This is a genomic window from Mesorhizobium quangtriensis, assembly GCF_040081925.1.
In the GTDB taxonomy this organism is placed as follows: domain Bacteria; phylum Pseudomonadota; class Alphaproteobacteria; order Rhizobiales; family Rhizobiaceae; genus Mesorhizobium_K; species Mesorhizobium_K quangtriensis.
Window position 1 is genome coordinate 516,230 of record NZ_JBEBMF010000003.1, and the last position, 12,364, is coordinate 528,593.

The window sequence follows — 12,364 nt, forward strand, 5'->3', positions numbered from 1 at the left end:
AAAGAACAAGGACAGGATATGGCACAGGAACGTAGAGAAGGCGGCCGCGATCGCGGTCGGGACCGCGAGGAGCGCGACAGCGAGTTCGTCGACAAGCTGGTCCACATCAACCGCGTCGCCAAGGTCGTCAAGGGTGGTCGCCGCTTCGGCTTCGCTGCTCTCGTCGTCGTCGGCGACCAGAAGGGCCGCGTCGGCTTTGGTCATGGCAAGGCGCGCGAAGTGCCGGAAGCCATCCGCAAGGCCACCGAGGCTGCCAAGCGCGATCTGATCTTCGTGCCGCTGCGTTCGGGTCGCACCCTCCATCACGACGTCGAAGGCCGTCACGGAGCAGGCAAGGTTCTGCTGCGCGCCGCCAAGCCCGGTACTGGCATCATCGCCGGTGGCCCGATGCGCGCCGTCTTCGAGACGCTCGGCATGCATGACGTGGTCGCCAAGTCGATGGGTTCCTCGAACCCGTACAACATGGTCCGCGCCACGTTCGACGCCCTGAAGAGCCAGTTGCATCCGAAGGATGTGGCTGCGCAGCGCGGCATTAAGTATTCGACCCTCCAGGCTCGCCGCGGCAGCGCGGTTGCGGCTGAAGAGTAGGCCGGAGCCAGAGGACAAGCACCATGGCTAAGAACACGAAAACCGTTACCATCGAGCAGATCGGTTCGCCGATCCGCCGGCCGAAGGAGCAGCGCGCGACGCTGGTCGGTCTCGGCCTCAACAAGATGCACCGCCGCCGCACGCTGGAGGATACCCCTTCGGTTCGCGGCATGATCGCAGCCGTTTCCCATCTCGTTCGCGTCGTCGAAGAGAAATAGGGCAGGGTGCGAGGAGAAAGACGATGAAACTCAACGAACTGCGTGACAACGAGGGCGCGACACATTCGCGCAAGCGCCTCGGGCGCGGCATCGGTTCCGGCTCGGGCAAGACGGCCGGTCGCGGTGTGAAGGGCCAGAAGGCACGCTCCGGCGTTGCCATCAACGGCTTCGAAGGCGGCCAGATGCCGCTCTATCGCCGCCTGCCGAAGCGTGGCTTCAAGAACCCGAACGCCAAGGACTTCGTCACTGTGTCGGTTGGCCGCGTCCAGACGGCCGTCGATGCGAAGAAGCTTGATGCGAAAGAGACCGTGAACGCGGAAGCGCTCATCAAGGCTGGCATCATCCGCCGCGCCAAGGACGGTGTCCGCCTGCTCGCCGACGGCGATATCAAGTCGAAGCTCACCTTCGACGTCGCTGGCGCCTCCAAGGCGGCCATCGAAAAGGTTGAGAAGGCCGGGGGTTCGGTCAAGCTTCCCGCCAAGGCGGAAGCTGCCGAGTAACGGGCACTTCTGACAAGCGGCGGCAAGGGGATGCCGCCGCTTGCAACTTCGTCGCCCGGAGCCTATCTCGAAGCCTCGGCGATGCGCATGCCCGGGAACGATTCCGAGAGACGCAGCCCGGCGCGATCAAGCGGAGAATTTCATGGCATCGGCTGCAGAACAACTTGCATCCAATTTGAATTTTGCAGCCTTTGCCAAGGCAGAGGATCTCAAGAAGCGCATCTGGTTTACCCTCGGCGCTCTCCTCGTTTACCGTCTCGGTACCTACATTCCGCTTCCGGGCATTAATCCCGACGCATTCGCCCAGGCTTTCAGCCAGCAGTCCGCTGGCGTGCTCGGCATGTTCAATATGTTCGCGGGCGGCGCGGTCGAGCGTATGGCGATCTTCGCGCTCGGCATCATGCCTTACATTTCCGCCTCCATCATCATGCAGCTCATGACGTCGGTCGTCCCGTCGCTCGAGGCGCTGAAGAAGGAAGGCGAACAGGGCCGCAAGGTCATCAACCAGTACACTCGCTACGGCACCGTGCTGCTCGCGATCGTGCAGGCCTACGGTATTTCGATCGGGCTTGAGAGTGGCAATGGCATCGTTAGCGATCCCGGCCTCTTCTTCCGGATCACCGCCGTCATCACGCTGGTCGGCGGCACCATGTTCCTGATGTGGCTCGGCGAGCAGATCACCGCGCGCGGCATCGGCAACGGTATCTCGCTCATCATCTTCGCTGGTATCGTGGCCGGCCTGCCGGGAGCGATTTCCGGTACGCTCGAACTTGGCCGCACCGGCGCGCTGTCGACGGGCCTCATCCTGGGCATCATCGTTCTGGCGGTCGTGGTCATCGGCCTGATCGTGTTCTTCGAGCGCGCCCAGCGCCGCCTGCTGATCCAGTATCCGAAGCGCCAGGTTGGCAACCGCATGTTCCAGGGCGATACCTCGCACCTGCCGCTGAAGCTGAACACCGCTGGCGTTATCCCGCCGATCTTCGCGTCTTCGCTGCTTCTGCTGCCGGCGACCGTCGCAGGCTTCTCCGCCACGACGGAAATGCCGGGATGGGCATCCACCATGCTCGCGGCGCTCGGCCACGGACAGCCGCTCTACATGTTCCTGTACGCCGCGATGATCGCGTTCTTCGCGTTCTTCTACACGGCAATCGTCTTCAACCCGAAGGACACGGCCGACCAGCTGAAGAAGCATTCGGGCTTCATACCGGGCTACCGTCCGGGCGAGCGCACTGCCGAATACATCGATTACGTCCTGACCCGCATCACGGTGGTCGGCGCAATCTATCTCGTGCTGGTCTGCTTGCTGCCAGAATTCCTCATTTCGGCGACTGGCGTACCTTTCTACCTTGGTGGTACTTCGCTTCTGATCGTGGTCAGTGTAACGCTCGACACGGTGGCGCAGGTCCAGGGACACCTGATTGCGCACCAGTATGAAGGGCTGATCAAGAAGTCGAAGCTGCGTGGGGGGAAGAGGGGACGATGAGGCTCATACTGCTTGGGCCGCCAGGGGCGGGCAAGGGGACGCAAGCACAGCGACTGGTCGAAAAGCACGGAACACCTCAGCTCTCCACCGGAGACATGCTGCGTGCGGCCGTTGCGGCGCAGACCCCCGTCGGTCTGAAGGCCAAGGCCGTCATGGACGCCGGCGAGCTGGTGTCCGACGACATCGTCAACGCAATCGTCGCCGAACGCATCGACCAGCCCGATTGCGCCAGGGGTTTCATCCTCGACGGCTATCCACGGACCCTGGTACAGGCTGATTCCGTCCAGAAGATGCTGTCGGATCGCGGCCTCAACCTCGACGTGGTGATCGAACTCGTTGTTGACGACAAGGCCCTCGTCGGCCGCATCGCCAAGCGCGCCGAGGAAACCAAGGCCGCTGGCAAGCCGGTCCGCAAGGACGACGACCCGGCCGTGTTCCCGGAGCGCCTGCGCGAATACTACAAGAAGACCGCGCCGCTGATCGGCTACTACTACGCCAAGGGACTGCTCAAGCAGGTCGACGGGATGGCCGACATCGACGACGTGACCGCCCAGATTGAGAAGATTCTCGGCGCACACAAGCGCTGATCCTCAATCCCCTTTAGCCCTCGCGAGCGAGAGGGGCGTCGACATGGCTCCAAGGGACATCGTTTCCTACGTGTTCCTGGCGGTCGCCTGGGGCGCTTCTTTTGTTATTCTCGTGCGCGTTGTGGACGCCTTCGGCTGGGCGGCGGCCGTTTCGTTCCGCGGCATACTCGCCGGCGGCCTGCTGTGGCTGATCGCCCGGCGTCGCAGGCGCATCCATTTCGACTCCGGCGGGAAACACTATTTCGCGGTCGGCGCGACGACGGTTGCAGGCCAGCTGATCTGCCTTTCCTACGCCACGCCGCGCATCGGCACCGCGATGGCCGCGATCATGGTAGCCGCGATTCCGCTCTTTTCCATGCTCATCGCCCAGGCTTGGGGTATCGAGAAGATCACGCGCCAGCGGGTCGCCGGCCTGCTGCTGGGCACCGTTGGCATCGTTCTGCTCGTCGGCTTCCCGGCCGTACCGTTGACGTGGCGGTTCGTTTTCGACTGCCTCGTATCGCTTGCAGGATCGCTCTTTGCCGCCCTCGGCAGCAACTACGTGAGCCGGAATCTCGCCGAGACCGACCCTTGGGAGGTGACGTCAGCAGCATTCCTGACGGGTGGCGTGATGGCGCTGCCGTTTATCCTCGTGGTGCCTATCCCTGCGCTGCCCGGGCCGAGTGACTTCTTGCACCTCCTTGTGCTCGCCGGAATCGCGAGTGCGTTGACCTACGTCATCTATTTCCGGCTGGTTTCGAGGATTGGCCCCACTCGCGCCATCAGCGTCGAGTTCGCTGTGACTGTGGTCGCTGTGCTTATCGGGGGGCTGATTCTCGACGAGCCGTTGACGCTGATCCAGCTCTTTGGCGGCGTCGTCATCATCTCCGGCTGTATTCTGGTTCTGGGTCTGGTGCCTTGGCGTCACCGTGAGCCCAATCTGGACACCACATTGCCGGGGCACGGCTAGCTTTCCCACGTGCCGGTTGACAGAACCCTGCCACTCGACTATGTGCCCGACATCTTCCTGACAAGTGGACTGGCCGCTCCTTCGGAGTGTGGCCGTTTTTTTGATTGGAAGATACCCGCAAGGGCCGGCCTCCACCGGACGCGGGTCAATGATAACCCGCCGGCCAGCGAAGCTAGACCCGGCCTACATGGAGATGAAGATGGCCCGTATAGCTGGCGTCAACATACCGACCAACAAGCGCGTCGTGATCGCGCTTCAGTACATTCACGGCATCGGCAAGAAGTTCGCTCAGGAGATCGTCGACAAGGTCGGCATCCCGGCTGACCGTCGCGTCAACCAGTTGACCGACGCCGAAGTGCTCCAGATCCGCGAGACGATCGACCGCGACTACCAGGTCGAAGGCGATTTGCGCCGCGAGACCTCGATGAACATCAAGCGTCTGATGGACCTCGGCTCCTATCGTGGCCTTCGTCATCGTCGCAACCTGCCCGTGCGCGGTCAGCGTACGCACACCAACGCCCGCACCCGCAAGGGTCCGGCGAAGGCGATCGCAGGCAAGAAGAAGTAACAATTTTAGGAATCTGGTCGGCGGCCGGCTTCGGCCGATTACCGTCGACCATGGTGTAGCCGCTGGCATTACGGCGGCGTTGATATCGAACGAAAGGACTACCATATGGCCAAGGAAGCCGGACGCGTCCGCCGTCGCGAACGCAAGAACATCTCGTCGGGCACCGCCCACGTGAACTCTACCTTCAACAACACGATGATCACCATCACCGACGCGCAGGGCAATACGATTGCCTGGTCGTCGGCCGGTGCTCAGGGCTTCAAGGGTTCGCGCAAGTCGACACCGTTCGCGGCCCAGATGGCTGCCGAGGACGTTGCCAAGAAGGCGCAGGAACACGGCATGCGCATGCTCGAAGTCGAGGTTTGCGGACCCGGTTCCGGCCGTGAGTCGGCGCTTCGCGCTCTGCAGGCCGGCGGCTTCACGATCACCTCGATCCGCGACGTGACGCCGATCCCGCACAATGGCTGCCGCCCGCGCAAGAAGCGTCGCGTCTAAGTTCTAGAACCGCCGCGCGAGCTCCAGCTAAAGCCCAAGGGCAAAGGCTGGCGCTCCTCCACGGCTTCCATGGCGACCGGCACGATTGGATAGTGACGGCACAACGGAAGGAAATACCATGATCCAGAAAAACTGGCAGGAACTCATCAAGCCGAACAAGATCGACTTCTCGTCGAAGGGCAAGACGCTGACGACACTCGTCGCCGAACCCCTGGAGCGCGGATTCGGCCTCACGCTCGGTAACGCCATTCGCCGTGTTCTGCTCTCGTCGCTGCGGGGCGCTGCCGTCACCGCCGTTCAGATCGACGGCGTGCTGCACGAATTCTCCTCGATCTCGGGCGTCCGCGAGGACGTGACCGACATCGTCCTGAACATCAAGGAAATCGCCATCAAGATGGAAGGCGACGGCCCCAAGCGCATGGTTGTGCGCAAGCAGGGTCCGGGCGCCGTCACCGCCGGTGACATCCAGACCGTCGGCGATGTCGAAATCCTCAACCCAGACCATGTGATCTGCACCCTCGACGAGGGCGCCGAGATCCGCATGGAGTTCACGGTCGACACCGGCAAGGGATACGTTCCCGCCGACCGCAACCGCGCCGAAGATGCGCCGATCGGCCTCATCCCCGTCGATAGCCTCTACTCGCCGGTCAAGAAGGTCTCCTACAAGGTCGAGAACACCCGCGAGGGGCAGGTTCTCGACTACGACAAGCTGACCATGACCATCGAGACCAACGGTTCGGTGACCGGCGAGGACGCCGTGGCGTTCGCCGCGCGCATCCTGCAGGATCAGCTTGGCCTGTTCGTCAACTTCGACGAGCCGCAGAAGGAAGTCGCGACCGAGGCGGTCACCGAGCTCGCCTTCAACCCGGCGCTGCTCAAGAAGGTCGACGAGCTCGAGCTTTCTGTCCGTTCGGCCAACTGCCTGAAGAACGACAACATCGTCTACATCGGCGACCTGATCCAGAAGACCGAAGCCGAGATGCTGCGCACCCCGAACTTCGGCCGCAAGTCGCTGAACGAGATCAAGGAAGTGCTGGCGGCCATGGGTCTCCACCTCGGCATGGAAGTGCCGGATTGGCCGCCGGAGAACATCGAAGACCTCGCAAAGCGTTACGAAGACCAGTACTGAGCCTGAATAAAGCCTGAGTAGAGCATGGTGCCGAGGACCGGCTGGTCCGGTCCGACGGCCATGCGGAAAACCATCAGAGGCCGTGGCCTCTTGAACAACTGAAAGAAGGAAGACAGCCATGCGCCACGGTTTTAGAGGCCGTCGTTTTGCCCGCAGCGTAAGCCACCGCAAGTCCATGTTCGCCAACCTCTCGGTGTCGCTGATCGAGCACGAGCAGATCACCACCACGCTCGAAAAGGCGAAGGACCTGCGTCCGATCGTCGAGAAGCTGGTGACGCTCGGCAAGCGCGGCGACCTGCATGCTCGCCGTCAGGTCATTGCCCAGATCGGCAACGACGACGTCGTGAAGCGTCTGTTCGACGTCATCGCCCCGCGCTACGCCACCCGCAACGGCGGCTACCTGCGCATCATGAAGGCCGGTTTCCGTCAGGGCGACAACGCCGCCATGGCCGTGATCGAGTTCGTCGATCGCGACACGTCGGCGAAGGGCGCCGGCGACCGCGCCCGTGCTGAAGCAGAAGACGCAGCAGAGTCCGAAGCCGCCTGATCCCGGTTTTCGGATCGAGAGTTTAAAGGGGCCTTCGGGCCCCTTTTGTTTTGGAGCCTCAGCAGCCGATGATGTAGCGGCTGCATTTGCCAAGCAGCCGTTTTCCGAGCTCGATTGTCATCAGGCTGATCGCAAGCACGGCGCTGAAGTAGAGCAGGAAATCGGTGATCGGCTCGCCGACATGCGGGGATAGCGCCATGGGCATCCGCATCAGCACCGCGATGACGATCGCGTGCACGAAATAGAGCCCGAAGCTGTTGTGCGCGAGATAACGGAGCGGCTTGGCCGCGTATCCGCCCCATAAGGCGAAGAAGCCGCAGAACAGGAAGAAGCCGACATATTTCTGGATCAGCATCAGGTCGAAACCGAGCGGCATCCATCCGTCGCCAGGCGCGCGTTCGATATTGCTCGTATCGTTGAAGACGAGAGCCTGTGCGAAGGCGATCGCGAGGATTAGGCAGGCAAGCAGCGCCACCGGCAGAGGACGGGCCACATAGGCCATGATCCTGTGCCGGTGCTCGCAGAACAGCATGCCGAACATGTAGATGTTCGCGAAGTAGAGGAAGCTGTGGAACGGGTTGAGGTTTCCGATCGGCCGATGGACCCACATGGCGACCACGAAGGCGGCCGCCACGATGCCGAAGCGCAGGTGCGCCGGCAGGCGGATGAAGCGATCGAAAAGCGGCGAGGCCAGGAATACGAGGAAGATGAAGGGGATGTACCAGTAGGCATTCACCATCCGGCCGGTCGCCATCAGCACGACCAGGTCGACGAAGCTGTTCTGCGGATAAGCAACGCCGTCCTTCATCATCGTGATGGAGAAGGTTCCGGATGCGATTTCTGCAAGAGCCACTGGAAGGCCCATGCAGAGATAGGGCAGGCCGATATAGAGCGCCTTCCGCCGCATGAACTCAGCGAACGGCATGCGATCGAAGAATACCTGTCCGTACAGGAAGCCGGAGATGAAGACGAAATAGGCCGTGCCGCTGTTGATCAGCGAAGGAACGACATTGAGAAACGACAGTCCGGCAGTTGTCGGGTCTTCGTCCGCGAAATGGCTCCATGCGAGCACGAAGGTATGACCGCTGATGATCATCAGGATCGCCATTGCGCGGAAATATTCGATGTAGGCGATGTGTTCTCGGGGCTTTGACCTCGGTTGAATCGTCGCCAGATCGGTCGCCGTGCGGCGGTCGTTTACCGAAGCGATGTGGCTCATGCGCGGGGACTCGGGAATGCCGGAATTTCAACCGAGATTTAGCATGTGCGCTGCACAAATCAGCGGAAATTCGTAGCGGCGGTTAATGCCCCAGCGCTAGGCCGGCGCGAGTGTGCTGTTTGGGGCGGTGCAGAAGCGCGCAAGCCCTGCGTTTAGCACATCCACCTGCATGATCGGGGGAGATTGGAGAGCGCCCCGTCTAGATCAGACGCAACGGTATTCATCCAAGCCATTTATTTTGCACATTCCTCGGGAAAATGGCATCCGTTCTGCCGAATGGCTTGAGGGATTCGAATGCGCGCGACGCGAATTGTTTTTTTGCTACTTGGTCTGTGTGTTGCCGGCGCGGCGGCCGTAGCGAACAGTGCGTTCGCGCAGGAAGGCGAGGGGCTCAGCGACGTCCTGACCGACCTGCTGCGCGGCTCAGACGGGGCCGAGGGTCCGGAAAGGCGAGTGCCCTTCGGTCGTGAAGAGATGCAGCTTTCCTTTGCCCCCCTGGTCAAGGAAACCGCGCCTGCGGTCGTCAACGTCTATGCGTCGAAGAAGCCACGCGAGGCCCGCTCGCCGTTCGAGGGCGATCCCTTCTTCGAACAGTTCTTCGGCCGGCAGATGCGCCCTCGCGAACAGAATTCGCTGGGCTCGGGCGTCATCGTGGACGCCAGCGGGCTTGTCGTCACCAACCACCATGTCATCCGTGGCGCGGACGAGGTGAAGGTGGCGATGTCCGACGGTCGCGAGTTCACGAGCAAGGTGCTGTTGCAGGACGAGTCGCTCGATCTGGCAGTGCTGAAGATCGACTCGCCCGAGCCTTTCCCCGTTGTCCCGATCGGCGATTCCGATGCGCTCCAGGTCGGCGACCTCGTACTCGCAGTGGGCAACCCCTTCGGGGTTGGCCAGACGACGACCAGCGGCATCGTGTCGGCCCTTGCGCGCAGCCATGTCGGCGTGTCGGATTTCGGCTTCTTCATCCAGACTGACGCGGCGATCAATCCCGGCAACTCCGGCGGCGCGCTGATCAACATGGGCGGCCAGCTGGTCGGCATCAACACGGCGATCTTCAGCCGCAGCGGCGGCTCCATCGGCATCGGTTTCGCTATTCCGTCCAACATGGTGCGCGCGGTTACGCAGGCGGCCGCGAACGGCAGCGATTTCTTTGAACGCCCCTACATCGGTGCGGATTTCGAAGAGGTGTCGGCGCAGATCGCAGAAGCGCTCGCCATGCCGCGTCCGGTCGGCGCGCTTGTGTCGTCCGTCGAGCCGGACGGCCCCGCCGCAAAGGGCGGTTTGCGCGCGGGCGATGTAGTGCTTTCCATGAACGGCGGCGCCATCGAGCATTCGGATGCGCTTGCCTATCGTCTTGCTACCCAGAGCATCGACACCACGGTAGAACTGACCGTCCTCAGCCAGGGCGAGGAAAAAACCCTCACCGTGCAATTGATCCGCGCCCCTGAAGGCGCAGCCGCCGAGCCGGTCACCATCCGCGGCCGCACGCCCTTTGCCGGTGCCAAAGTCGCGGAACTGTCGCCGCGCCTCGCCCAGCGCCTCGGTCTCGACGCGGACATCAAGGGCGTCGCCGTGGTCGACATCGACGGCGGTTCCCCCGCCGCGCGGTTCGGCTTCCTGCCACGCGACATTGTGCGTGAGATAAACGGCGAGGAAATCGACACCGCGGCCAAACTCCGGGAGATCGCAGAGTCCCAGTCGCGTTGGTGGCGCTTCACGGTCGAGCGCGACGGCAAGCTGCTGCGCCAGACGCTGCGGTTCTGATGGCGAGGCGCAATGGCCGATCTCTTCGGCGCTGACGACCAAAAGCCGGCCAAGGCAACCGGAGCGCCGCTTGCCGAGCGGTTACGTCCGAAGACGCTCGGCGAGGTGGTGGGTCAGGAACACCTGACCGGAGAGGACGGCGCGCTCACGCGGCTCATCCAGTCCGGCTCCCTCGGATCGATGATTTTCTGGGGGCCACCCGGCACCGGCAAGACGACCGTAGCGCGCCTGCTGGCGGGCGAAACCAATCTGGCGTTCGAGCAGATTTCCGCGATCTTCTCAGGCGTCGCCGACCTGAAGAAGGTGTTCGAGGCCGCGCGCCTGCGCCGCCAGAACGGTCGCCAGACGTTGTTGTTCGTTGACGAAATCCATCGCTTCAATCGCGCCCAGCAGGACAGTTTCCTGCCCGTGATGGAGGATGGCACCGTCGTGCTCGTCGGCGCGACCACGGAAAACCCGTCCTTCGAGCTGAACGCCGCGCTGCTGTCGCGCGCCCGCGTGCTGGTCTTCCACACGCTCGGCGAGGACAGCCTGCACAAGTTGCTCGCCCATGCCGAGGAAGTAGAGGGGAGGCCGCTTCCGCTCGATGAAGAGGCGAGGGCGGTCCTGATCAGGATGGCCGACGGCGACGGCCGCGCCTCGCTGACGCTTGCCGAGGAAGTGTGGCGCGCCGCGAGGCCGGGAGAGGTTTTCGACGCCGATGCGCTTCAGCGCGTCGTCCAGCGACGTGCGCCGGTTTACGACAAGGGCCAGGACGGCCACTACAATCTGATCTCGGCGCTGCACAAGTCGGTGCGCGGCTCCGATCCGGATGCGGCGCTCTATTATCTCGCGCGCATGCTGGATGCCGGGGAGAACCCGCTCTATCTCGGCCGCCGGCTGGTGCGGATGGCAGCCGAGGACATCGGCCTCGCCGACCCGCAGGCGCTGGTCGTTGCGCTCGCGGCCAAGGACGCCTACGACTATCTAGGGTCGCCCGAAGGTGAACTGGCGCTTGCCGAAGCGGCCGTCTATCTCGCGACCGCACCGAAATCCAACGCCGTCTACACCGCCTACAAGGCTGCAACACGCGCCGCCAAGGAGTTCGGTTCCCTGCTGCCGCCAAAGCACATCCTCAACGCGCCGACCAAGCTGATGAAGGAAGAAGACTACGGCGCAGGCTACCAGTACGACCACGACCAGCCGGAAGCCTTTTCCGGCCAGGACTATTTCCCGGAAAAGATGGGCCGGCAGACCTTCTACGACCCGCCCGAGCGCGGCTTCGAGCGAGAAATCCGCAAACGTCTCGACTACTGGTCGAAGATCAGGCGCGAACGGGAAAGATAGAAGTACCAATGTTATCGGACTGAAATAAATTAAAGCAATTTTTGTCGCTCTGATTTTCCTCGACTTAAATCTGCATATGCTTACTGAATATTGAGAGCGATCTTGGCTTGGTATGCCAGTGTGGAGCGCAGGCTATGGCTGAAAGCTGGTGGACAGATGGCTGTCGGGGCTGGTGCGCCTATTGTGGCCGGAAGATGAGGACTCGCAAGGGCCCCTCAAATGCAAAGACATGTTCTACAAAAGATCATCTCATCCCCAAGGCGGAGGGAGGTGTCGTCACGATTCCCTGCTGCCGGGAATGCAACTTAGCCAAGGGCAGGCTTTCGATCGCCGAATTTATTGAATCCAGTTATTTTTCAGCAGTCCGCGTTGTCACCAGGCCACAACAATGGTCCATGACCAAACTGTTTAACGCGCTGGAACTGGCTGTCGTTAAAAGGCGACATCCCAAAACAACTAGCAGAGTGAACCGTCCAGCAGATATTCCGGTGTTAAGACTGGCCGAAAAGCCGCTTCCTTCCCCGCCCCGCTTCAGAAGAGACCTATTTGACACCTAGTTGATGCGTTGACGAATAGGTGCAGCAAGGCGATACAAGTTCGATGCTCCATCTCATCCTCGTCGCTGTCGGCGGCGCCATCGGCGCAGCACTTCGTCACCTGGTGAATCTGGCGAGCCTGCGGCTGTTGGGCTCGAATTTTCCTTGGGGCACGATGGCGATCAACATAGCGGGATCGTTCGCGATGGGCTTGTTCATCGAACTGCTTGCCCGGCGCTTCAATGCCTCCAGCGAACTGCGCCTGTTCGTGGCGACGGGCATCCTGGGCGGGTTCACGACCTTCTCGGCCTTCTCGCTCGATTTCGCGACCCTGTGGGAGCGCGGAGAAGCGTTGCCTGCCGTTGGTTATGCGGTCGCCAGCGTCGTCGGGGCGATCGCTGCGATCTTCGTTGGAATGTGGCTCGCAAGAGCGGTCGGCTGATGCTATTGCC

General features: G+C 62.2%; 14 protein-coding genes. 13 read left to right on the plus strand and 1 reads right to left on the minus strand.

The genetic code is table 11. The annotated features are described in order from the left end of the window. Window positions 1-18 precede the first annotated feature (18 nt). The 10 genes from rpsE (at window position 19) to rplQ (ending at window position 7,064) form a co-directional block, all read left to right on the plus strand. Window positions 19-588, plus strand: a complete 570-nt coding sequence (rpsE, locus tag ABMA32_RS18320; protein ID WP_349015226.1) for a 30S ribosomal protein S5 — start codon at window positions 19-21, stop codon at window positions 586-588. Window positions 589-611: 23 nt separating this feature from the next. Beyond that, window positions 612-806 carry a 50S ribosomal protein L30 gene (gene rpmD / locus ABMA32_RS18325; protein WP_292771753.1) on the plus strand — a complete coding sequence of 65 codons (195 nt, stop codon included), beginning with the start codon at window positions 612-614 and terminating at the stop codon, window positions 804-806. Window positions 807-829: 23 nt separating this feature from the next. Continuing rightward, window positions 830-1,306 carry a 50S ribosomal protein L15 gene (gene rplO, locus ABMA32_RS18330; protein ID WP_349015227.1) on the plus strand — a complete coding sequence of 159 codons (477 nt, stop codon included), beginning with the start codon at window positions 830-832 and terminating at the stop codon, window positions 1,304-1,306. Between the two features lie 142 nt (window positions 1,307-1,448). Continuing rightward, entirely contained in the window at window positions 1,449-2,789 is a 1,341-nt protein-coding gene (gene secY, locus ABMA32_RS18335; protein ID WP_349015228.1) for a preprotein translocase subunit SecY, read from the plus strand. Next, complete coding sequence (locus ABMA32_RS18340; protein ID WP_349015229.1) at window positions 2,786-3,376, plus strand: adenylate kinase; 591 nt, start codon at window positions 2,786-2,788, stop codon at window positions 3,374-3,376. The genes secY and ABMA32_RS18340 overlap by 4 nt, the downstream gene beginning before the upstream one ends. A gap of 43 nt (window positions 3,377-3,419) precedes the next feature. Next, window positions 3,420-4,325 (plus strand): DMT family transporter, encoded by a 906-nt coding sequence (locus tag ABMA32_RS18345; protein WP_349015230.1) that lies wholly within the window; start codon window positions 3,420-3,422, stop codon window positions 4,323-4,325. 199 nt (window positions 4,326-4,524) lie between these two features. Next, entirely contained in the window at window positions 4,525-4,893 is a 369-nt protein-coding gene (gene rpsM, locus ABMA32_RS18350; RefSeq protein WP_349015231.1) for a 30S ribosomal protein S13, read from the plus strand. Window positions 4,894-4,998: 105 nt separating this feature from the next. After that, window positions 4,999-5,388: a 30S ribosomal protein S11 gene (gene rpsK / locus ABMA32_RS18355; RefSeq protein ID WP_121581801.1), complete on the plus strand. Its 390-nt coding sequence runs from the start codon at window positions 4,999-5,001 to the stop codon at window positions 5,386-5,388. Between the two features lie 118 nt (window positions 5,389-5,506). After that, window positions 5,507-6,517 (plus strand): DNA-directed RNA polymerase subunit alpha, encoded by a 1,011-nt coding sequence (locus tag ABMA32_RS18360; protein ID WP_349015232.1) that lies wholly within the window; start codon window positions 5,507-5,509, stop codon window positions 6,515-6,517. A 118-nt stretch (window positions 6,518-6,635) separates the two neighbouring features. After that, window positions 6,636-7,064: a 50S ribosomal protein L17 gene (rplQ, locus tag ABMA32_RS18365; RefSeq protein ID WP_349015233.1), complete on the plus strand. Its 429-nt coding sequence runs from the start codon at window positions 6,636-6,638 to the stop codon at window positions 7,062-7,064. Window positions 7,065-7,122: 58 nt separating this feature from the next. Here the strand turns inward: rplQ and ABMA32_RS18370 are convergent, their stop codons facing one another. Further along, window positions 7,123-8,283 (minus strand): acyltransferase family protein, encoded by a 1,161-nt coding sequence (locus ABMA32_RS18370; protein ID WP_349015234.1) that lies wholly within the window; start codon window positions 8,281-8,283, stop codon window positions 7,123-7,125. A gap of 294 nt (window positions 8,284-8,577) precedes the next feature. On the opposite strand from ABMA32_RS18370, the gene ABMA32_RS18375 reads away from it, so the two are divergent. The 3 genes from ABMA32_RS18375 (at window position 8,578) to crcB (ending at window position 12,354) form a co-directional block, all read left to right on the plus strand. Then, entirely contained in the window at window positions 8,578-10,050 is a 1,473-nt protein-coding gene (locus tag ABMA32_RS18375; RefSeq protein WP_349015235.1) for a DegQ family serine endoprotease, read from the plus strand. Between the two features lie 12 nt (window positions 10,051-10,062). After that, window positions 10,063-11,376, plus strand: a complete 1,314-nt coding sequence (locus tag ABMA32_RS18380; RefSeq protein WP_349015236.1) for a replication-associated recombination protein A — start codon at window positions 10,063-10,065, stop codon at window positions 11,374-11,376. A 600-nt stretch (window positions 11,377-11,976) separates the two neighbouring features. Beyond that, a complete protein-coding gene (gene crcB, locus ABMA32_RS18385) occupies window positions 11,977-12,354 on the plus strand; it encodes a fluoride efflux transporter CrcB (RefSeq protein ID WP_349015237.1) in 378 nt (125 codons plus the stop codon). The last annotated feature ends 10 nt before the right edge of the window (window positions 12,355-12,364 follow it).